16 protein-coding genes and 1 pseudogene are annotated in these 20,621 nt (G+C 68.3%); 6 read left to right on the top strand and 11 right to left on the bottom strand.

From position 1 onward, the window contains the following. Positions 1-11: 11 nt before the first annotated feature. The gene (locus tag LQV16_RS03705; protein WP_290369320.1) at positions 12-743 is read right to left on the bottom strand and encodes a response regulator transcription factor; all 732 of its coding nucleotides are present in this window, start codon (positions 741-743) and stop codon (positions 12-14) included. A gap of 307 nt (positions 744-1,050) precedes the next feature. On the opposite strand from LQV16_RS03705, the gene LQV16_RS03700 reads away from it, so the two are divergent. Beyond that, positions 1,051-1,494, top strand: a complete 444-nt coding sequence (locus LQV16_RS03700; protein WP_229992593.1) for a universal stress protein — start codon at positions 1,051-1,053, stop codon at positions 1,492-1,494. Between the two features lie 68 nt (positions 1,495-1,562). Here the strand turns inward: LQV16_RS03700 and LQV16_RS03695 are convergent, their stop codons facing one another. From LQV16_RS03695 to glgC, 3 genes are all read right to left on the bottom strand, one after another. After that, positions 1,563-2,030 carry a pyridoxamine 5'-phosphate oxidase family protein gene (locus LQV16_RS03695; protein ID WP_229992592.1) on the bottom strand — a complete coding sequence of 156 codons (468 nt, stop codon included), beginning with the start codon at positions 2,028-2,030 and terminating at the stop codon, positions 1,563-1,565. A 108-nt stretch (positions 2,031-2,138) separates the two neighbouring features. Continuing rightward, positions 2,139-3,647 (bottom strand): SDR family oxidoreductase, encoded by a 1,509-nt coding sequence (locus tag LQV16_RS03690; RefSeq protein ID WP_229992591.1) that lies wholly within the window; start codon positions 3,645-3,647, stop codon positions 2,139-2,141. Positions 3,648-3,707: 60 nt separating this feature from the next. Then, positions 3,708-5,129: a glucose-1-phosphate adenylyltransferase gene (gene glgC, locus LQV16_RS03685; RefSeq protein ID WP_229992648.1), complete on the bottom strand. Its 1,422-nt coding sequence runs from the start codon at positions 5,127-5,129 to the stop codon at positions 3,708-3,710. A gap of 96 nt (positions 5,130-5,225) precedes the next feature. Here glgC and glgA point away from each other — a divergent pair, with 96 nt between their 5' ends. Next, positions 5,226-6,431: a glycogen synthase gene (glgA, locus tag LQV16_RS03680; protein ID WP_229992590.1), complete on the top strand. Its 1,206-nt coding sequence runs from the start codon at positions 5,226-5,228 to the stop codon at positions 6,429-6,431. A 75-nt stretch (positions 6,432-6,506) separates the two neighbouring features. On the opposite strand, the gene LQV16_RS03675 is transcribed toward glgA, so the two are convergent. Together LQV16_RS03675 and LQV16_RS03670 are read right to left on the bottom strand one after the other, a co-directional pair. Next, a complete protein-coding gene (locus LQV16_RS03675) occupies positions 6,507-8,681 on the bottom strand; it encodes an acyl-CoA dehydrogenase (protein ID WP_229992589.1) in 2,175 nt (724 codons plus the stop codon). Positions 8,682-8,755: 74 nt separating this feature from the next. Then, the gene (locus tag LQV16_RS03670; protein ID WP_229992588.1) at positions 8,756-9,478 is read right to left on the bottom strand and encodes a TetR/AcrR family transcriptional regulator; all 723 of its coding nucleotides are present in this window, start codon (positions 9,476-9,478) and stop codon (positions 8,756-8,758) included. Between the two features lie 61 nt (positions 9,479-9,539). Here LQV16_RS03670 and LQV16_RS03665 point away from each other — a divergent pair, with 61 nt between their 5' ends. The 3 genes from LQV16_RS03665 to LQV16_RS03655 are packed head-to-tail and all read left to right on the top strand — an operon-like array spanning position 9,540 to position 13,238. Beyond that, positions 9,540-10,976: an acetyl-CoA C-acetyltransferase gene (locus tag LQV16_RS03665; RefSeq protein ID WP_229992587.1), complete on the top strand. Its 1,437-nt coding sequence runs from the start codon at positions 9,540-9,542 to the stop codon at positions 10,974-10,976. Between the two features lie 10 nt (positions 10,977-10,986). Then, the gene (locus LQV16_RS03660; RefSeq protein ID WP_229992586.1) at positions 10,987-12,327 is read left to right on the top strand and encodes a 3-oxoacyl-ACP reductase; all 1,341 of its coding nucleotides are present in this window, start codon (positions 10,987-10,989) and stop codon (positions 12,325-12,327) included. Beyond that, positions 12,324-13,238 carry a MaoC/PaaZ C-terminal domain-containing protein gene (locus tag LQV16_RS03655; protein WP_229992585.1) on the top strand — a complete coding sequence of 305 codons (915 nt, stop codon included), beginning with the start codon at positions 12,324-12,326 and terminating at the stop codon, positions 13,236-13,238. The genes LQV16_RS03660 and LQV16_RS03655 overlap by 4 nt, the downstream gene beginning before the upstream one ends. A gap of 99 nt (positions 13,239-13,337) precedes the next feature. Here LQV16_RS03655 and LQV16_RS03650 read toward each other — a convergent pair whose 3' ends face one another. The 5 genes and pseudogenes from LQV16_RS03650 to LQV16_RS03630 all read right to left on the bottom strand — a co-directional run bounded on the left by LQV16_RS03650 (position 13,338) and on the right by LQV16_RS03630 (position 17,991). Further along, the gene (locus LQV16_RS03650) at positions 13,338-14,489 is read right to left on the bottom strand and encodes an aromatic acid exporter family protein (protein ID WP_356815675.1); all 1,152 of its coding nucleotides are present in this window, start codon (positions 14,487-14,489) and stop codon (positions 13,338-13,340) included. A gap of 81 nt (positions 14,490-14,570) precedes the next feature. Next, positions 14,571-15,695: pseudogene (locus LQV16_RS03645) on the bottom strand (serine hydrolase domain-containing protein). Positions 15,696-15,760: 65 nt separating this feature from the next. Then, entirely contained in the window at positions 15,761-16,828 is a 1,068-nt protein-coding gene (locus LQV16_RS03640) for a glutathione S-transferase C-terminal domain-containing protein (protein ID WP_229992584.1), read from the bottom strand. 48 nt (positions 16,829-16,876) lie between these two features. Then, positions 16,877-17,641, bottom strand: a complete 765-nt coding sequence (locus LQV16_RS03635) for a M50 family metallopeptidase (protein ID WP_229992583.1) — start codon at positions 17,639-17,641, stop codon at positions 16,877-16,879. Further along, complete coding sequence (locus LQV16_RS03630) at positions 17,638-17,991, bottom strand: TraR/DksA C4-type zinc finger protein (protein WP_229992582.1); 354 nt, start codon at positions 17,989-17,991, stop codon at positions 17,638-17,640. The genes LQV16_RS03635 and LQV16_RS03630 overlap by 4 nt, the downstream gene beginning before the upstream one ends. A gap of 201 nt (positions 17,992-18,192) precedes the next feature. Between LQV16_RS03630 and malQ the strand changes: the two genes are divergently transcribed. Further along, a complete protein-coding gene (gene malQ, locus LQV16_RS03625) occupies positions 18,193-20,412 on the top strand; it encodes a 4-alpha-glucanotransferase (RefSeq protein ID WP_229992581.1) in 2,220 nt (739 codons plus the stop codon). The last annotated feature ends 209 nt before the right edge of the window (positions 20,413-20,621 follow it).

Below are 20,621 nucleotides of genomic sequence, written 5' to 3'. Positions count from 1 at the left end.
GCGCAGGGAGGTTACCGGACGCTGTGAGGCCGGGTGCCATCGCCGGTGCCTGCACCGGAGGCCACCGGAAATGCCGGGCTGGCGATGAAGACAGCGGCCTGGGTGCGTCGTTCGAAACCGAGCTTGGCCAGCAGCGACGACACATAGTTCTTGACGGTCTTTTCTGCCAGGAACATTTCGGCGGCAATTTGCCGATTGGTCAGCCCGCCGCCCACCAGCTCCAACACCTTGCGTTCCTGGGGCGTGAGGGATGAGGTGCGCGGGTCAACTTCCTCGGCCTCCACCAGGCTGTCCACGATGCCGGCGGCGACGTCTTCCTCGAAGAGGGTCTCGCCCGCTGCTGCCCGCCGCAGCGCTCCGATCAGGTCCGTGCCGCCGATCTCCTTCAGCACATATCCGCGCGCGCCGGCCAGCACGGCCCCGCGCAGGGCTTGTTCGTCGTCGAAGCTCGTCAGGATGATGCAGTTCAAGGACGGGTCCACCGACCGCACGTCCCGGCAGACTTCAATACCGGTTCCGTCCGGCAAGCGGGCGTCCAGCACGCAGACATCGGGGTGCAGTGCGGGAATGCGGCGGGTCGCCTCCACCGCGGATCCGGAACTGCCGACCACCACGAAACCCTCGCCTTCGAGAAGTTCCTGCAGTCCGCGTCTGACGAGTTCGTGGTCATCGAGGATGAAGACGCGGATCACCGCCTGCACGCCATCAGGTGCAGCGAGACCTGCGTCTGCCCAGGCAATCATGGTTCTCCCGTCCGGCCGCTTGCGGGACCGCTCGATTCTGTAGTCATTGACTTCTGTGGTGCATGAACATCTGTGGTGCATTGACTACCCCAGCCTCTGCCATTCTTCTGCACTGCGGCGCCACGGACAAGGGTCATAGTGCCCAACGGGCCGCCTGCGACCGCTGCACTGATCGCTTTCGGACGCGAGCTGGCTGGTGTGCTTGCATGACTTTTGGCCCTAGGCTCCCTGGCCGGGCGGAGGAAATCATTGGAGCGTCGCCATCTGGCGCAGCAGGCTCGGCCGGCACGAGGACAAGGGTTAACCGATGAACGAAGCCAGGGACGTCCGCACGATCGTGGTAGGCGTTGACGGCTCGGACGCTTCGGTGTCGGCGTTACGGCATGCGCAGGCCCTCGCGGTGCCGCTGTCCGCCAAGATCGTGGCGCTGGCGTGCTGGGACTACCCTCCGGTGTACGACGGCTACGTCGCCGTCGGCATCGAGGACTTCGACGTCCGGGCAGGGGAAATCCTGGCCGAGGCGGTGGTGAAGGCTTTCGGCCCGGACACCCCGGACAACGTCGAGGCCCGCCTCGTCCAGGGACATCCCCGCCGCATGCTTATCGAGGAAAGCAAGTCCGCGGACATGCTCGTGGTGGGCCGCCGCGGCCACGGCGGGTTCGGCGGCCTGCTCCTGGGATCAGTCAGTTCGGCCTGCGTGGCGCATGCGCATTGCCCGGTACTGGTCGTTCACTCGCCAGAAAGCGACTGACGCCGGAATCCCTGCACGGAGCTATTCGAACCCACGTGATTCGAACCGTGTCCTATTCGACCCGCGAGCTATTCGAACGAGGCACGGCGCTGGTCCGAGAGACGGGTGACCCACACATCGGGCCTGTTGACCTTGAAGCGTCGCCCGGTCAGCGCCTTGGGAGCCACACGCACGTAGTACGGCTTGCCGCCGGGCTGCCACGGTTCCAGGAGCAGGGCATCCGCCTCGTCCTTGTCCGCCTGGTTCTCCATCAGTTCGGCTTCGCCGCGTGCCATCACGCTCCAGGCCGTCTCGTCGCGGGCGTCGTACCCGTCGATCTCGAATGCGACCGGCTTGCCCGTGATGGCGCCCCACAGCTTCGTGCCCCCCGAGGTGCGGAAGACAATCGTGCGCCGCTCCAGCACGAAGTTCACCGGAAAGATCTCTGGATGGCTGTCCACGATCAGCGCTACGCGCCCCACGACTTCGGCATCGAGCAGCGCCCAGCACTGGTCCATGGTCAGCGAGTAATCCGGCAGTGGCGTGGTTGTGTCCATGTGGAGCCACGTTACGTACCGGCCCGGACCCCGATTAGGGCCATAAGGCCTGCACTGCGCTCCTCACTGCACTGCACACCTCAGCGTGAGGCGCCACCCGGGTGCCTGTCACCAGGGGCTGGGCTTGTAGTCCTTCAGGAAGACGCCGTACTGGTCCTCGCCGGATTCGCCCATCACGATGGGGTCGTAAACGCGGGCGGCGCCGTCAACCAGGTCAAGGGGCGCGTGGAAGCCCTCTTCCATGAGGCGGACTTTGGTGTAGTGCGGCCGCTCGTCCGTAATCCAGCCGGTGTCCACGGCCGTCATCAGGATGCCGTCGGCGTCGAGCATTTCCTGGGCACTGGTACGGGTCATCATGTTCAGCGCAGCCTTGGCCATGTTCGTGTGCGGGTGCCCGGGGCCCTTGTAGGCGCGGGAGAACTGGCCTTCCATGGCGCTGACATTGACGATGTACTTCCGCCGCGCGGTGGAGCGCTTCATGGCGCCGCGCAGCCGGCTGACCAGCAGGAAGGGAGCCGTTACGTTGCACAGCTGCACTTCGAGCATCTCCAGAGGGTCCACTTCGTCCAGCACCTGGGTCCAGCTGTTGATCGTGGCGAGGTCCGGGACCAGCCCGCCGGCGTCGATGGCGGTGCCGGAGGCAATGCGCTCCAGCGACGCGGAGCCCGTGGAGAGGGCGAGGGAAGTGATTGCGTCCCCGGCCAGGACGGGATGGTCGAACACGCTGCTGGCAAGGGCAAGCGGGTGCTTGTCGTGGGCGTGGCCGAACGTGACGAGTTCCGGGCCCCCGTTGGCAGCCTGGAGAGCGGCTGGCAGCGGCTCGTCCTCTGCGTCGACGAGGGGCTTGTAGGCGTTGCCGGAGCGCCGCACCGTCTGGGCCGCATTGTTGATGATGATGTCCAGCGGCCCTGCGGCATCGAGGGAATCCGTCAGGGCCATTACCTGGGACGGGTCGCGGAGGTCGATGCCCACGATCCGGATCCGGTGCAGCCAGTCGGTACTGTCCTCCATCGCGGCGAAGCGGCGGGCGGCGTCCTTGGGGAACCGGGTGGTGATGGTGGTGTGGGCGCCGTCCCGGAGGAGCCGGAGCGCGATGTACATGCCGATCTTTGCCCGGCCGCCGGTCAGCAGGGCTCTGCGGCCGGTCAGATCGGTGCGGGCGTCGCGCTTGCTGTGGCTGAACATGGCGCACTCGGGACACAGCTGGTGGTAGAAGGCGTCCACTTGGGTGTAGTGCTGCTTACAGATGTAACACGGCCGGGACCTGATGAGATGGCCGGCGATCTCCCCGGTCGCGGACGTGGCGAGCTTGTTGCCGCGCGTCTCGTCGTCGATCCTGTCGGGGGCCGCCGTCGCCGTCTGGGCGATCACGGCGCGGTCCGCCTCGGCGATCTCATCGCGCTTGCTGACCCGCCGGTGGCGCTTGACGGCCTTGAACATCTTCCCGGTGGCGCGGCGCACGGAAAGGTAGTCCGGGTGTTCCTCGTCATAGGCGTGGATCGTGTTCAGGACCTTCAGGCAGGCCTGGATTTCCTCCGGGGTCAGCTCGGCCAAGCCGGGCCCGGCAAGACCAGACTCGGCAGAGGGAAGATCGGAGGACAGATCGGGGGAGCTCATTGCCCTAATTTTACAGGGTGCGGGGACCCGGCCTGACCGCAGCGCCGGGCCCCCGCCTGACTATGCCGTGGGCGATTGCTTGGCCGGTGCGTCCGCGCCGACCGCGGCGGCCTGCACGTGGACAACCTTGTCCACGGACTCCCGCAATTCGGGCCAGCTCTCCGTCGCGGTGCGGACGGCATCCGGCACCAGGCGGAGGTTGGCCGCAGAGAGCGCCCGTTCCGAATCGCTCGGGTCCGGGACCACCTGCCCCTTGGACAGGACCGTAATTCCGGAGTCGGTGACCTTGAACCCGCGGGCGCGGTCCAGTTCGGGGTCGAGCCCGATAGCGGCCCCGGCCGGAACCTTGACGTTCTTGTCGATGATGGCGCGTTTGATGACAGCGCCTTCGCCGACATTGACCTTGTCCATCAGTACCGAGTCCAGGACCCGGCTTGCGGTGCCGACGTAGACGTCATTGGAGAGCACGGACCCCTCCACAATGCCGCCAGAGACGACGACACCGCTGGCCACGATGGAATCCAGTGCCGTACCCACAGTGTTGGACTTGCCGCGGACAAACTTGGCCGGCGGCGAAATGCTCTGGCGGGTGTAGATCGGCCACTCAGAGTTGTAGAGGTTGAAGACCGGAACGGGGGAGATCAGGTCCATGTGGGCGTCGTAGAACGAATCGATGGTGCCGACGTCGCGCCAGTAGGTGCGGTCCCGTTCGGTGGACCCGGGAATGTCGTTGAGGGTGAAGTCGTAGACGCCGGCCTCACCCTGGTTCACGAAGTAGGGAATGATGTCCCCGCCCATGTCGTGCTTGGTGTCGAGGCGCTCGGCGTCCACGTGGAGGGCTTCGACCAGGGCATCGGCGTCGAACACGTAGTTGCCCATGGAGGCCAGGAACTGGCTGGGGTCGGCCGCGAGGCCGGGCGTCGAGGACGGCTTCTCGACGAACGCGGCAATTTTCTCCGGGTTGTCCGCATCCGTTTCGATCACGCCGAACTGGTCCGCCATGTGCAGAGGCTGGCGGACGGCGGCGACTGTGGCTTTGGCCCCGCTGGCGACGTGCTGCGCCACCATCTGGGAGAAGTCCATCCGGTAGACGTGGTCTGCGCCGACCACCACCACGATGTCGGGATTGGCGTCATGAATGAGGTTTAGGGACTGATAGATGGCGTTTGCGCTGCCGAGGAACCAGCTCTTGCCGACGCGCTGCTGGGCCGGAACCGAGGCCACATAGTTGCCCAACTGGGTGGACATGCGCCACGTTTCGGAAATGTGCCGGTCAAGGCTGTGGGACTTGTATTGCGTCAACACCACAATTTGTAGATAGCGGGAATTCACAAGATTTGAAAGGGCAAAGTCAATTAGCCGGTAGCTTCCGGCAAACGGGACACCAGGCTTGGCCCGGTCCGCCGTCAACGGCATGAGCCGGTTTCCCTCGCCACCTGCGAGGACAATTGCCAAAACTCTCTTTTGATGCGGCATGGTGATAGCTCCTGAACGCCTTCGTTACTCCCCAATACAGTCCGGCATGCCCGAACGTCTTCACACTAGATCAGTTCCACCGTAACGACTACCTTGGTGCATGTGCGAATAGATATTGTGACCAAAGAATTCCCGCCGGAAATATACGGCGGCGCCGGGGTCCATGTGGCCGAGCTCAGCAGGGTGCTGGCCCAACGCGTGGATCTTCAGGTGCGTGCCTTCGGCGCGCCCCGCGAGCCCGGGTATCACGGAGCGACCGTCACGTCGTATTCCGTGCCCGACGACCTGGGCTCAGCAAACGCCGCCATCCAGACCCTCGGGGTGGACCTGAGGATCGTTCCGGACATAGCCGGCGCGGACCTGGTCCACTCCCACACCTGGTATGCCAACATGGCCGGACACATCGCGTCCCTGCTCCACGGCATCCCGCATGTCCTCAGCGCCCACAGCCTGGAACCGCTGCGCCCGTGGAAGGCCGAGCAACTCGGTGGCGGATACGCGGTGTCCTCATGGGTGGAAAAGACCGCCTACGAGGCCGCTGCCGCCATTATCGCGGTCTCTGAAGGGATGCGGCAGGACATCCTGCGCAGCTATCCCGACGTGGATCCGGCCAAGGTCAAGGTGGTCCATAACGGCATCGATGTCAGCCAGTGGAACCGGGACGAATCTGATGACATCATCCGTCCGCTCGGGATCGATCCGGAGCGCCCCAGCGTTGTTTTTGTGGGCCGGAACACCCGGCAGAAGGGCGTACCCTACCTGCTGCGGGCCGCCGCCAAGCTCCCGGCCGACGTCCAGCTGGTGCTGTGCCTCGGTGCCGCGGACACTCCGGAACTGGCGGCCGAGACGGCACGCCTGATCGAGGAGCTCCAGAGCCAGCGCAGCGGCGTGATCCTGATCGAGCGGATGCTGCCCCGCAACGAGGTCATCCAGGTGCTCAGCCACGCGACCGCGTTCGCGTGCCCGTCCATTTACGAACCGCTGGGCATCGTCAACCTGGAGGCGATGGCGTGCGGTGCCGCCGTGGTGGCCAGCGCCACCGGCGGTATTCCGGAGGTCGTCGAGCACGGCAAGACCGGGCTGCTTGTTCCGATCGAGCAGGTCACGGACGGCACCGGCATCCCGCTGGACCCGGAGAAGTTCGTCACCGACTTTGCCGAGGCCCTCATCGAAGTGGTGTCCGATCCTGCCCGGGCGCGCGCCATGGGCGAAGCCGGCCGGCGCCGGGCCGAGGAGCACTTCTCCTGGGAATCGATCACGGAGACCACGCTTGAGGTTTACCGCTCGGTGCTCAACGAGGGCTCCTGACCCGCATCTGAACGGCAATCGACGACGGCGCCGCCCCTGCTGAGGCGGCGGCGCCGTCGTCGTAATTCGGCTGGGTCAGGCGCCGTGGGCCTTTGTGCCGTGGGTTTTCGTGTCGTGGGCCTTTGTCACCCGGGCCGCGCGGGCGAGCAGGATCTTTTCGTCCAGGGGTGCCTGGCCGCTGGCCCGCTGCTTCCGGAAGTAGTCCCGGGCCTCGTCCTGGCGGACTTTCTCCGCGCCGGTGGAGATCTCCGCGCGGAGGTGCTCCGGTCCGTAGCCGAAGGCGTCCACCAGGTCCACGGCGTGCGGGCGGATCTTCACGAGCAGGCGGTTGATGTATTCGCCCACGGTGCGTCCGCGCTGCATCGACAGCCTGCCGTTCATGAGGTACCAGGACAGGTTCTTCTCGATCAGGGACAGGCCGAACAGATCACGCAGCCACGTCAGGACCTTGTGCGTGCCCGGGTCGCTGACTTTCCCGAGGGCCTCGGTAAAGGCCTCCCACTGCAGCAGCTCCGCATGGGCCTGGGCGGCCTCGATGAGTTCGTGCTGGTGCGCGTTGAACAAGGCGGCGCCCTGCTGCTGCGGGAGCCGGTTGGCACCCTTGAGGGCCGTGGCCACCTCCGCGACCATGGTCTGGACGCGGTCCGTCAGCAGGGTCCGCTGGCTTGCTTCGTCCTTGATCGCCAGGGCCGCTTTCTGCACTGATCCGGTGTCCGCCACGAACTGGGCGACGCCGCGCAGTCCGGTGCGGTGGATCGCGACACCGGTGGCCTGGCCCACGACGTAGCGGGCCAGCACGCCGAAGTTCACGGTGCGGAATTCCTTGGCGTAGTCGGCCAGCAGCCGCTTGGCGACCAGCTGCAGCAGGACCGTGTTGTCGCCCTCGAAAGTGGCGTACACGTCCAGGTCGGCGCGGAGCGAGGCGAAACGGTTCTCGATCAGGAACCCGGCGCCGCCGCAGGCCTCGCGGCATTCCTGCAGGGTATCGAGTGCGTGCCAGGTGCTGAGCGGTTTGAGTGCCGCGGCCAGGGTCTCGAGGTCCTGGCGGTCCTGGTCGGTGCTGTGACGGCCGGAGAAGACGTCGTCGAATTTCTGCAGCAGCTGGTCACTGGCGAAGCTCGCGGCGTACGTGGTGGCCAGCCGGGTGAAGAGCCGGCGCTGGTGCCGCTGGTAGTCCAGCAGGACTTCTTCGTCGGTCTGCGAGGAGGCGTTGAACTGCCGGCGTTCGGTGGCGTACTGGATGGCGGTTTTCAGGGCCAGTTTCGACGCCGTCACGGCGGCGCCGTCGAGGGAGACCCGGCCCTGGACCAGCGTGCCGAGCATGGTGAAGAAACGGCGGCCCGGACTGCCGATGGGGGACGTGTAGGTGCCCTCAGGGTCGACGTCGCCGTAGCGGTTCAGGAGGTTGGTGCGGGGGATCCGGACCTGGGTGAAGTGCAGCCGGCCGTTGTCGATGCCGTTCAGGCCGCCCTTAACGCCGTCGTCGTCGCCGCCGATGCCCGGCAGAAATTCCTTGGTTTCGGGGTCCCGCAGGTCCATGTAGAACGCGTGCACGCCGTGGTTGACGCCCTTGGTGACCAGTTGGGCGAACACGACGGCGGCCAGGCCGTCGGTGGCGGCGTTGCCGATGTAGTCTTTCCACGCGGCCCGGAACGGCGTGTGGACCACGAACTCCTGGGCCGCGGCGTCGTAGGTGGCGGTGGTGGCAATGCTGGCCACGTCCGAACCGTGCCCGGTCTCCGTCATGGCGAAGCAGCCCGGAATGTCCAGGCTCATGATGCCGGGCAGCCACTTTTCGTGGTGTTCGGCGGTGCCGAGGTGGTTCACCGCGGAGCCGAACAGTCCCCACTGGACACCGGCCTTGATCTGCAGCGACGGGTCGGCGATGACCAGCTCCTGGAAACCGGCCACGTTCCCGCCGTGATCATCCGAGCCGCCCACGGACGTGGGGAATGCGCGGTGAACGGCGCCGTTGTCCACCAGGATCCTGAGCTGTCCGAACGCGCGCTGGCGATGCTCGGTGTGGGTCAGGCCCTCGATCTTGTGCAGTTCCGGGCGGCCGGCGAGGCCCCTGGACTTCAGCCGGATATCGGCCCACTTGCCGAGGAGCTGTTCGCCAAGGGCCGCGACGTCGACGGCGGGCGCCTCAGGGGAGCTGGGTTCGGCGCCGGAACGGCCGGCCGTTGTGGCTGCCGGCGTCGTGGTGTGGCGAGATGCGTTGCCGGTGGTGCGGTCGGCTAGTTCAGTCATGTCGTTTCCTTCTGTGGTTCTGACAATCTTTAGTGCTGACAATTCAGTTCGTCGGCGCGGGCCGGCGTGCCGCGTTACAGCGTGCCCTGGCCTGCCGGGTCCGCCGGTGCTGGCGAGGGCGTCTGCAGCTCGGGCGCGATCCCGAAGCAGAGCCAGTCCGTGATCTGCCGAGCCATGGCTTCCTGGTCCGGTTTACCGGGTCCGGGCGGGCTGGCGAGCCATTGCTCTCCGGCGTTCCGCACCAGGCCGATCGCGGCATTGGGCCAGTAGCCGATCACGGCTTCCTTGTCCGGGCCGCCGCCCAGATGGCTGCGCATGGGCCGGGCAATCATGTCGCTGATGGCGGCGAAGAAGTGGCTCAATGCACCGGCTGTGGAAATGGGCGGGCTGGCGGTATCCGCTTCGCCGGGGGCGTAGCGCGTGACGAAGGTGTAGACATTCGGGCTGGTCTCGGCCATCTGCAGGTAGGCGGACACCATGGCGAACAGTCCTTCACGGGGCGTCTGGGCGCTCTGGGCCGCCTCCTGGATGCGCCGCTGCATCTGGCTCAGGACCACTTCGCCCACGGCCTGCTGGAGTCCGGCCTTGTCGCCGAAATAGCGGTAGAACACAGACTTTGAGGTTCCCGCGGCTGCGGCAATGTCCTCCATCGACGCTTCACTGCCAAGGGCGTGCACAGCCCTCCGGGCCGACTTGATGAGCTCCCGCCGCCGTTCCTCGCGGTGGGATTGCCAGCGGGAAGCGCGGCCGTCGACGGCGGCCTGCCCGGCGGGCGGGGTGTCGTTGGGGATGTTCACGATACCCAGCGTATCAGGTACGCTGGGTATCGGTAATCGCTTTGATCGAAGGAGACAGCCCATGTCCGTCAACGGACCGTCAGTGCCCCGCCCCCAACCAGCCGCCAAACCAGCCGCCGGAACATCCGCCGCGGGGCCCGCCGCGGGGCCCGCCGCCGGGGCGGCCGCAGTGACGACACAGCACGTCGGCGCGGCATCGGCGCAGCTCCGCAGGGCTGTGGTGGTGGGCGGTAACCGCATCCCCTTTGCCCGGACCGGCGGCGCGTATACCAAGTCCTCCAACCAGGACATGCTCACCGCCGCCCTGGACGGGCTGATTGCCCGCTTCGGCCTTCAGGACGAACGGATCGGGGAAGTCGCGGCCGGAGCCGTCCTCAAGCACTCCCGCGACTTCAACCTCACCCGGGAGGCCGTGCTGGGCTCGGCCCTCTCTGCCGAGACCCCGGCGTACGACCTCCAGCAGGCCTGCGCCACCGGCCTGGAAACGGTGCTCGGCCTGGCGAACAAAATCAAGCTGGGCCAGATCGATTCCGCGATAGCCGGCGGCGTCGACTCCGCCTCTGACGCCCCCATCGCGGTCAGCGAGGGACTGCGCGAGGTGCTCCTGGACCTCAACCGTGCCAAGACCGTGTCCCGGAAGCTGCAGGTCCTCAGCCGGCTCCGGCCCAAGGATCTGGCCCCCGATGCCCCGAACACGGGGGAGCCGCGTACCGGACTGTCGATGGGCGAGCACCAGGCGCTGACCACCGCGCAGTGGAAGATCACCCGCGAGGCCCAGGATGAGCTCGCCTTCAACAGCCACCGGAATCTTGCCGCGGCCTTCGACGCCGGCTTCTTCGACGACCTCCTGACCCCTTACCGGGGACTGAGCCGGGACTCTAACCTGCGCGCCGATACGAGCCTGGAGAAACTGGCCACACTCAAACCCGTTTTCGGCAAGAACCTGGGTGCCGAAGCGACCATGACGGCCGGCAACTCCACCCCGCTGACCGATGGTGCCTCCACCGTGCTGCTCGCGTCCGAGGAGTGGGCCGACGCCCACGACCTCCCCAAGCTCGCCGCGGTGGTCGACGGCGAGGCGGCCGCCGTCGACTTTGTCCACGGCAAGGACGGGCTGCTCATGGCGCCGGCATTCGCGGTGCCCCGGCTGCTCGCACGCCACAATCTCACCCTCGCCGACATCGACTTCTTCGAGATCCATGAGGCCTTCGCCGGCACGGTGCTGAGCACCCTGGCCGCGTGGGAGGACGAGGACTTCGGCCGCACCCGCCTGGGCCTGGACGGCGCCTTCGGCAGCATCGACCGGACCAAACTGAACGTCAACGGCTCCTCGCTGGCCGCCGGACACCCGTTTGCTGCCACGGGCGGCCGGATCGTGGCGTCGCTGGCCAAAATGCTGCACGCCCAAGGCCAGGTCAACGGGCGCCCGGCCCGCGGGCTGGTGTCCATTTGCGCCGCCGGCGGCCAGGGCGTCGTCGCAATCCTCGAAGCACTCTAGGGAGAATCGGATGAGCGACAAATACACCCAGTTCGTCAGCCACGGACTCGGCAAGGACATCGCCAAGCGGCTCGGCCTCCCGCAGCCGGTGGCCCTCCGGCGGTACCAGCCCGGCCGCCCCCTCATCGAAGGGCCCTTACTGGTCCAGGGATCAACCGGCGGCGCGGACGAGCTCGCCGCCACACTCCTGTCCTGGAACCTCGATGTCCGCCGTCACGCGATACCCAAGGAAAAGCTCGGCGCCATCATCCTGGTACTGGACGAACTGGCCCACCCCGGCGACCTCGAAAAACCCGTCCTCACCACGGCCGCCTCGCTGCGCGATCTTGCCCCGAACGCCCGCCTCATCACCGTGTCCCGCACGGCAGACTCCGCGCCGGGGCCGGCAACGGCAGCGGCCCGGCAGGGCGTGGACGGTCTCCTGCGGTCTTTGGCGAAGGAACTCCGGGCCGGCGCCACCGGCAACGGCATCCTGCTCGGGGACGGCGCACGGCCTACGAGCCCCGCGACGCTGGGGGCGTTGAGGTTCTTCCTGTCGGGCCGCTCGGCGTTTGTGGACGGGCAGTTCCTGACCGTCAGCTCCGACGCCGGGCAGCTGCCCGGGGACGTCGGGAAGCCGCTGGCCGGCAAGGTGGCCGTGGTGACCGGCGCCGCCCGGGGAATCGGGGCCGCGATCGCCCGCACCCTGTACCGCGACGGCGCCACGGTCATCCTCGTCGACATCCCGGCGGCCGGGGACCATCTTGCTGAGGTGGCCAACGAGGTCCACGGGACGGCCCTGCAGCTGGACATCAGCCGCGACGACGCCGGCCAACGGATCATCGACCACGCCGCGGCACGGCACGGCCGGCTGGACATCGTCATCCACAATGCCGGGATCACCCGTGACAAGCTCCTGGCCAACATGGACGCGGGCCGCTGGAACTCCGTGATCGCCGTCAACATCGCCGCTCAACTGCGGATCAATGAGGCGCTCCTGGCCTCGGAGCATTTCCGCGGCTCGCCCAGGATTGTGTCCGTGGCCTCCACCAGCGGCATCGCCGGAAACCGCGGCCAGACCAACTATGCCGCGTCCAAGGCCGGCGTGATCGGCATGGTCCGTGCCACGGCGCCGCTGATCGGCGGGCGCGGCGGGTCCATCAACGCCGTCGCTCCGGGGTTCATCGAAACCGAGATGACCGCCCGGATCCCCTTCGCGACCCGCGAAGTGGCACGGCGGCTCAACTCCCTGCAGCAGGGCGGCCAGCCCGGCGACGTCGCCGAGGCCATCGCGTTCCTGGCCAGCGACGCTGCCGGCGGGATTTCCGGCGAGGTGCTGCGCGTCTGCGGGCAGAACCTGGTGGGCGCATGAGCGGTTCCCAGACCGTCATCCTCGGCGAGATGCCGGCCCTGTCCAAGCTCTACGTCAACGCGGCGGCCGCGGCGGCGCGGCGACGGGTTCTGGGCACCCACGGCGGCACCGAGCTGCCGGCCTACACCCACGAGGTGCGCGGCGTGAAGGCCGACGTCGCCAACCTGACGGCCTACCAGCACCTGATCGGCGAGAGCGCGAGCGATGTCCTGCCGGCCGGCTTTATCCATGCCCTGGCGTTTCCGCTGGCCATGAGCGTGCTGAACCGGGACGATTTTCCGCTGCCCCTGCTGGGCATGATCCACCTCAGCAACACGGTGGTGCAGTCCGCGCCGGTCCTGTTCACCCAGGCCCTGGATATCCGGGCCCGGGTGCAGGACCTGCGCGGACACCGGGCAGGCACGCAGCTCGATGTCGTGGCAGAGGTCCGTGCCGCCGGCCAGGACGCCGTCCGCTGGCGCGGGGTCTCGACCTACCTGGCCAAAGGGGTGTTCCTGCCCGGGATCGACAAGACCTCGGTGCCGTTGACGCTGCCGCCGTTCTCGGTGCCGGACCCCACGGCCCTGTGGCAGCTGGGCGTTGACACCGGGCGGGCCTACGCGGCTGTGTCCGGCGACTTCAACCCCATCCACCTGAGCGTCCTGACTGCCAAGGCTCTCGGTCAGCGGCGGTCCCTTGCCCACGGCATGTACCTGGCGTCCCGGGCGCTGGCCGACGTCGGCGCCGTCAGGGGGGACTCGTTCCGCTGGGACGTCGCCTTCGAAGCGCCCGTGTTCCTGCCGGCCCGCGTGGCGCTGGACATCAGCACGGTGCAGGCCGACGGGGGCCCATGGCAGCGCTCCGACTATGTGGCGTGGAACCCGCTGTCCGGGCGCCGGCACTTCAGCGGTTCTGTCGCGGCGCTGCCGTAGCCGGGCCCGGGACGAATCTCCCGGGCCGGGACAACCCAGCCCCCGCCGCCGCCGTCCGTTCCGTCGGGCCTGCCCAGCGGGCGGACGCCGCGCGTTTGCCTAGCTTGCAGGCGTGTTGGCCGGTTCTGCCTCCGGCCGGCCCGGCGTGGCGACGCGCAGCATGCGGTGGAGGCTCACGAGGATGGATTCCACCGCGCTCGGGGCGTCCCTGCTGTGCTGTTCGGCGGCAAGCCGGGCCGTCAGCTCGTTGATGGCCGCGTCGGCGGAGCGGGCCAGTTCGGCCTGGCGTTCCGGCTGTTCTTCCTCCAAGGCACGCAGCACGTCCCCGACGGAGGCCATGGCGTCCCCGAGGGGCGCCGCGTAGGCGTCGGGGACCACGAACGGGGTGTCATGGTCCCAGATGACGTCCGAGAGCACCTGGGTCACGTCCTGGACGTGGAAGGTCAGCCGCTCGAGGTCCCGCAGGTTCCGGTAGTCGAGCTCCATATCGCGCGGATGCAGGTGGCGGCGGGGATTGGCCTGGCGGCTCGCATCGGCCTTCTCGACGGCGAGGCGCACGGAGCGGGCGTGGGCTGCGAGCGCCTCCGAGCGGCGGGACCAGTCCTGATGTTCCGGCGGCCAGCTTTCCTTGAGGGCCTTGCCCATGTCCCAGAGCTGCTGGGCGAGCGCCTGGCGCAGTTCCGCGATACTCAGGGCCGCGGCCCGGAAGTGCAGCGGCGGGAAGACCAGCAGGTTCACGATGATGCCCACCGTGACGCCGACGCCCATCTGGAAGAGGTACCCGAACGAGAACGAGTCCGGATTATGGCCGCCGACCAACAGCACCAGAAGCGCCGCCGTCGGGATCCAGTCCCGGCCCGAACCGATCTTGGGCAGGCCGGCAAGAATAACGCCCAGGCCCATGACCACCGCGACCGTCCACGGAGATGGCGCGCCGAGGCTGAACAGCATGAACGCAAGACCGACGCCGATCGCCAGTCCGACGAGCGTCTGTACGCCCTGGCGCATGGAACCGGCAACGTTCTCGTACATGGCCACCAAGGCGCCGAGCGGGGCGTAGTACGGATACTCGGCGGCGGAGCCCGGCATGAAGGGGGCGATCGCGAAGGCGATGCCCGCGGCCAGCCCTGCCTTCAGGGCCAGCTGGAGCCGGGGCCACAGCACGGCCGCGGCGACTGCGCTGCCCGCGGTTCGGGTCCATCGGCGCAGCGGGGAGGGCGGGCTGCCGACAGTCTTTTCTGGAAGGGCCATTCGGCTCACCCTAGGGCCGGGAGGCTCCTGCGACAACTGGACGAACCCCGGGAGGCGCCGAAGGAACCGATGCGGACCCGCTCAGGACGCGGCGTGGGCGGCCCGCCGCACCGCCGCGGACAGCCGCTGGGCCCGGCCCCCGGTCCTGCCCTCTTCGCTGCGGCGGGGCACATACCCGAACCCGAGGCCGTAGCCGGGATCCGCGAAGCCGAGGGCAGCGTTGGCGCCCTCGTGTCCGAACGCCAGATGGCTGCCGAAGTTCCGTCCCGGCTGGGGTTTCATGAACACCACGGCGAAGGCGTTGTCCGAGCCGGAGCAACGGTCCAGTCCCCAGACCTGCTCCGCGGCCATGAGATCGATGGTGGCCGGGTTCAGGAACGCGGGGCTGCCGTCCACCCCCGTTGTGGCGGCGGCATAGAGCCTGGCCAGCCCGTCGGCTGACCCCACACCTCCGGCGCTGCTCATCCCCGAGGCGCGCACTGACCGATGGTTGGGCAGCTCCATGATGGTGCTGACCGGCGCGTTGCTGACCAGGCCATCGAGGCTGAGCGGGTCCAGCCACGGCTGGGCCGGGTCGGGATCGTAGAGTACCTCGCGGTATCGCGGTTCCTGGTCCTCAGGCAGGCCCAGGAAGAAGTCAATGCCCCACGGGTGGCGGATGCGTGCGTCGTAGAGCCCCTGGAGCGGCATCCCGGAGATACGGCGGCAAAGCTCCTCCATCAGGATCCCCATGGTCAGTGCGTGGTAGCCGAAGGCCGTGCCCGGGCGCCACAGCGGCGCCGAGGCCGCGAGACGCCGTGCCGCGGCGGGCGTGGTGAACTCCGCCAGCGGAAAACCGCCGACGACGCCGGGCAGCCCCGCCTGATGGGACAGGGCCTGCCGCACGGTGAGCCGGTCCTTGCCCTGGACGCCGAACTCCGGCCAGTAGGACGCGACGGTCCGGTCAAGGTCGAGCCGGCCGTCCTGGACGAGGAGGGCGATCACGAATGCGGCGACTCCCTTGGAACAGGATTAGGTGCCAGTGATGTCCCCTGGCGCGAAGCCCGGGCCGCCGTAAAGGTCCACCACCTTGGTGCCGCGGCGGTAGACGGACAGTTGCGCGCTGTAGCCCGCGTCATCGGACAGGAAGGAGTCGAAGAGCTCACGAACTTCCGCGAATTCGGGGGTGGCAAGGCCGGTCGAGACGGTCCGCGCTGATGTGTCCACAGCTCCCGTCTCCACAGCTCCGCTTGCCGTGCCCCACCCCGGCTCCGCGCCGGCCGCTGCCGGCATCAGGCTGCGCCGTGTCCCGGGGCGACCTCTTCACCGGCGCGGACCGGTCCGGGAGCCGTGCCGTCGCCGAACGGCCGGCCGCCCAGCGCTTCGCGGCCGTGTTCTGAGAGCCAGTTGCCCAGTTCAGGTCCGCGCGGGACCACTCCGGTGGGATTGATGTCCTCATGGACGATGTAGTAGTGCTCCTTGATCTGCACAAAGTCGGTGGTGTCACCGAACCCGGGCGTCTGGAATAGGTCGCGGGCGTAGGCCCACAGGACCGGCATCTCGCTGAGCTTTTGCCGGTTGCACTTGAAGTGGCCGTGATACACGGCGTCGAAGCGGGCCAGCGTCGTGAACAGGCGGACATCTGCCTCCGTGATGGTGTCGCCCACCAGGTAGCGTTGCCCGGCCAGGCGGTCTTCGAGCCAGTCGAGAGCCGTCCAGAGCCGATCGTAGGCGGCGTTATAGGCCTCCTGGGAACCGGCGAAGCCGCACCGGTAGACCCCGTTGTTCACTTCGGTGAAGACGCGCTTGTTGACGGCGTCGATTTCTTCCCTCAGGTGCTCCGGGTACAGCTCCGGCGCACCGGCCCGGTGATACTGCGCCCACTGCGTGGAAAAGTCGAGCGTGATCTGGGCGAAGTCGTTGGTGACGACCTGCCCGCTGGGCACGTCCACGATCGCCGGGACGGTAATCCCTCGGGGGTAGCCGGGGAAGCGGCGGAAGTACGCGTCCTGGATGCGCTCAATCCCGAGGACGGGGTCCCTGCCATCCGGGTCGAGGTCGAACGTCCAGGACCGGGCGTCGTGGGTGGGACCGGGCTGGCCGAGGGAGATGACCTCTTCCAGCCCGAGCAGCCGGCGCACGATCACCGTGCGGTTGGCCCACGGGCAGGCACGCGCCGCGATGAGGCGGTAGCGGCCAGGCTCCACCGGCCAGCCGGGCTCGCCGTTGCGGCCCGCGCCGCCGTCCCGGGTGATCCGGTCCTCAATGTAGTTGGTGTCCCGGGTGAATTCCTCGCCGCCGGTCACGTAGGCGCCCTTGGTGCTGAATCCCGGATCGTCGGTGTGGGTTCTCTGGCTCATGGTCCCAGCCTAAGGCCGGGCACTGAACGGTCCGAACACTGTTGCGCACTACATGGCGGTGAACACCGGCGCCATGGGCTGCCAGGCAAACCACCAGGCGCCGGCCACCACGGCGGCGAAGAGCGCAATCCATACCGCGGCGGGGACGGAGGTGGCCCGGGCCAGCAGGTAGGCGTCCGACGTCGGGAGCCTGTCGCGGTGCCGCAGATGGACGTTCGCCAGTTTGCCGAGATCCCTGACGGCCGCGACCAGGAGCGCCAGGCCCAGCACGATCATCACGTGAGCGTTGAACGCCGGCGGCACAAACAGCACCAGGAGCGCCGAGCCCAGCACGGCGGCGGCAGTGATGAGGAGGCCGACGCCGTTGCGCAGGAACAGGAATGACGCCAGGAGGATCAGCGTGCCCACCGACATCGCGGCGGGTCCCCAGCCGTTGAATCCGCACCAGACCATCACTGCACCAACGACGGCGGGCACGGGGTAACCCCAGAAGGTCGACCAGGCGGCGGAGAGCCGGCTCCGGCTGTAAGTCGTGGTGGTGCCGGAGTGGTCCAGGCCCAGCCGGATGCCCCCGAGCCGCTGGCCGGAGGTGAGGGCGGCGAACGCGTGTCCGAGTTCGTGGGTCACGGTGGCGAGCAGACCAAAGTAGCGCCAGGTCTGGCGCGGCAGGGACACGGCGACGGCCAGCAGGATCACCGCCACGAGCTCGGTACTGGTCACGTGCGGGCTGGGGGTGTGGGTGAACCCGGCAACGATCCGCTCCCACCACGTCAGGGCCAGGTTCGGTTCCACCGGGAGGCCGTGGCGGGTCATGTCCTGCCCGAGGCATGCTCGATGCAGTACGCCGTCCAGGGCCTGGCCTCCAGCCGGCCCTCGGGGATCGGGGCGCCGCACACTGCGCAGATCCCGTAGGTGCCCTCTTCCATCCGGGAAAGGGCGGCATCGATCTGCGCCAAGGAGGCCCGGCTCTGTTCCAGGAGCGCGGATGCCTGGGACAGCTCGAAGGCGATGGTGGTGCCCTCGGGATCGTGCTCGTCGTCGACATTGGAGTCCCGGCGGGCGGCATTGACCGAGGTGATGTCTTCGCGGAGAGCGGGCAGGAGGGCAAGCTTCCGGTGACGTTCCTCGTGCAGCAGGATCCGGAACCGTTCGACGTCAACCATAGAGTGCAAGGCTAGCGCGGGCGCTGTGGCGGCGCCTAAACGGTCGGAAGGGCCTTTCCGCGCCGCGGGCAGTGTCCGTGGTGGTACCCGTCCATCGGTCCTGCGTTTGCGGCCGCCGTGGAGGGACTCGAAGAACTGGTAGGTGAATCGCACATCCACGGAGGGGGCGCGGGGCGCGGAGGCAGCGTCTAGAGTGGGCGCATGGCGGACCAGACGCATCCCGAGACCACCGAAAACCCCGCAAACCCGGAATGCGCAGGTTCACCTGGAAGTCCCGGGAACCCCGGGGTCACTGACATGGCTGACGCACTGCTGCGCGAACTCGCCGCGGCCCATGGCGTGGACACGAGCTACTGGGGCTGGGACGGAGTAGAGCACTCCGTGGCCGCCGGAACGCTGCGGGACGTGCTGGCGGCCCTCGGTGTCCCCGCCGACGGGCTCCAGGAGCAGCAGCGCTCCCTGGCCGAGTCCCGGCTGGCACCGTGGCGGCGCACCCTCCCGCCGGTTCTTGTGGTGAGGGAGGGACGGGAGACCCCCGTGGATGTCCATGTCCCGCACGGCAGCGGTGTCCGCGTCTGGATCGATGCCGAGGACGGCAGCAGGCATGACGCCGTCCAGAGGGAGAACTGGGACCAGCCGGTTGACGTCGACGGCGTCCTGACAGGACGTGCCACGTTCGCCATTCCCGGCGGCCTCGGCCTGGGCTGGCACACCCTGACAGCCGACGCCGAAGGCACCCTGGCGCAGTGCCCGCTGGTTGTGACGCCCGACCAGCTCCGGGCCCCTGCCGTGCTCGCGAAACGCCGCACCTGGGGGCTGACGGCCCAGCTGTACTCCGTGCGGTCCTCCCGGTCCTGGGGGATTGGCGACTTCGCGGACCTCAGCGACCTCGCCGCGGTTGCCGGTGAGCAGGGGGCCGGCTTTGTGCTGGTCAACCCGCTGCATGCCGCCGAACCCGTGCCGCCGGTCGAGGACTCCCCGTACCTGCCCGCCACCCGGCGCTTTTTCAGCCCGCTCTACCTGCGGGTGGAGGAAATCCCGGAATACGGTTACCTGGACGCTGCAGGCCGGGCCGAGGTGGCACGCCTGGCCGAAGGTTTGCAGGCGGCCAACCGGTCACGGGACCTCCTGGACCGCAACGCCAGCTACACGGCGAAGCTCACGGCCCTGGAGCTCGTGTTTGCGGTTCGCCGCGGTCCGGCCCGCACGCGGCAGTTCGCGGACTTCTGTGCCGAGCAGGGGCAGGGGCTCGAGGACTTTGCGCTGTGGTGTGCGCTCGCCGAACAGCTGCCGCAGTCGGCGCCGGAATGGGCCGGGGCGGCGGCATCCCCGGCCTCGCCATACTGTGTGGAGCAGCGGCAGAGGCTCGCCGCCCGGATCGAGTTCCACTGCTGGCTCCAGTGGCTCTGCGACCAGCAGCTCGAGGCGGCCCAGCGTTCTGCACGCCAGGCGGGGATGGGGATCGGTGTGGTCCATGACCTCGCCGTTGGCGTGAAGCCTGGCGGTGCCGACGCCTGGACGCTGGCCGGCGTTCTCGCCCGGGGCGTTACGGTGGGCGCACCTCCGGACATGTTCAACCAGCTGGGCCAGAACTGGTCCCAGCCGCCGTGGCACCCGGGCCGGCTCGCCGAATCCGGCTATGCCGCCTACCGGGACATGCTCCGGACCGTGCTGCGGCACGCCGGCGGCATCCGCGTGGACCATATCCTCGGCTTGTTCCGGTTGTGGTGGATCCCCGAGGGCGCCGGCCCGGAGCACGGCACGTACGTGCATTACGACTACGAGGCGCTCATCGGCATCCTGGCCCTCGAGGCGCAACGGGCCGGGGCGATCGTGATCGGCGAAGACCTGGGCGTGTTCGAGCCGTGGGTCCGCGGCTACCTGGCCGAACGGGGGATCTTCGGCACATCAATTCTCTGGTTCGAACACGACGCCGACGGCCCGATCCCGCCGGAGCACTACCGCCGGCAATGCCTGACCAGCGTCAACACCCACGATCTGCCCCCGACGGCGGGTTACCTTGCCGGGGAACATGTCACTTTGCGGGAATCGCTCGGGCTGTTGCGGCGCCCCATTGATGAAGAACGCGCCGAGGCCGCGGCCGAGCAAGAGGCAGTGCTGGGCCAGGTCCGGGCACGCGGCCTGCTGACGGACACCGGCGGCACCGATGTCCGGGCCACGGTGGAGGCGCTGTACGCCTACACGGCGTTGGCCCCGTCCTCGCTGCTGGGCGTGGCGCTCGTGGACGCCGTGGGGGAGACCCGGACCCAGAACCAGCCGGGCACCAGCACCGAGTACCCGAACTGGCGCATCCCGCTGGCCGCTCCCGAGGGCGTGGTCCTGATCGATGACCTGCCGGGCAATGAGCGGTTCCTGTCCCTGCTGGGCACCGTCCGGAGTGCCCTCGATTCCGGGACCTGAGCCGGACCTGAGACCCTGCCCGCAGACGGCATTGGCCGCGCCGATGCCGGCCGCTAGCATGGTCCGATGACGCGGATCGGCCGAGGGGGTCTGGCGGGCGTTTGGGCGCTGGCGATGCTGTTGGCGGGGTGCACCCCGGTGCAACCCTTCCAAGCGAGCCCGCCTGCGCCCTTCCAATCCACACCGCCCCAATCCACGCCTGCTGAGTC

Origin of the sequence: Arthrobacter sp. Bi26 (assembly GCF_918697925.1) — a bacterium.
Taxonomy (GTDB): domain Bacteria; phylum Actinomycetota; class Actinomycetes; order Actinomycetales; family Micrococcaceae; genus Arthrobacter.
Note: the sequence above shows the minus strand (reverse complement) of the source record. Positions and strands in the feature narration are given on the sequence as shown.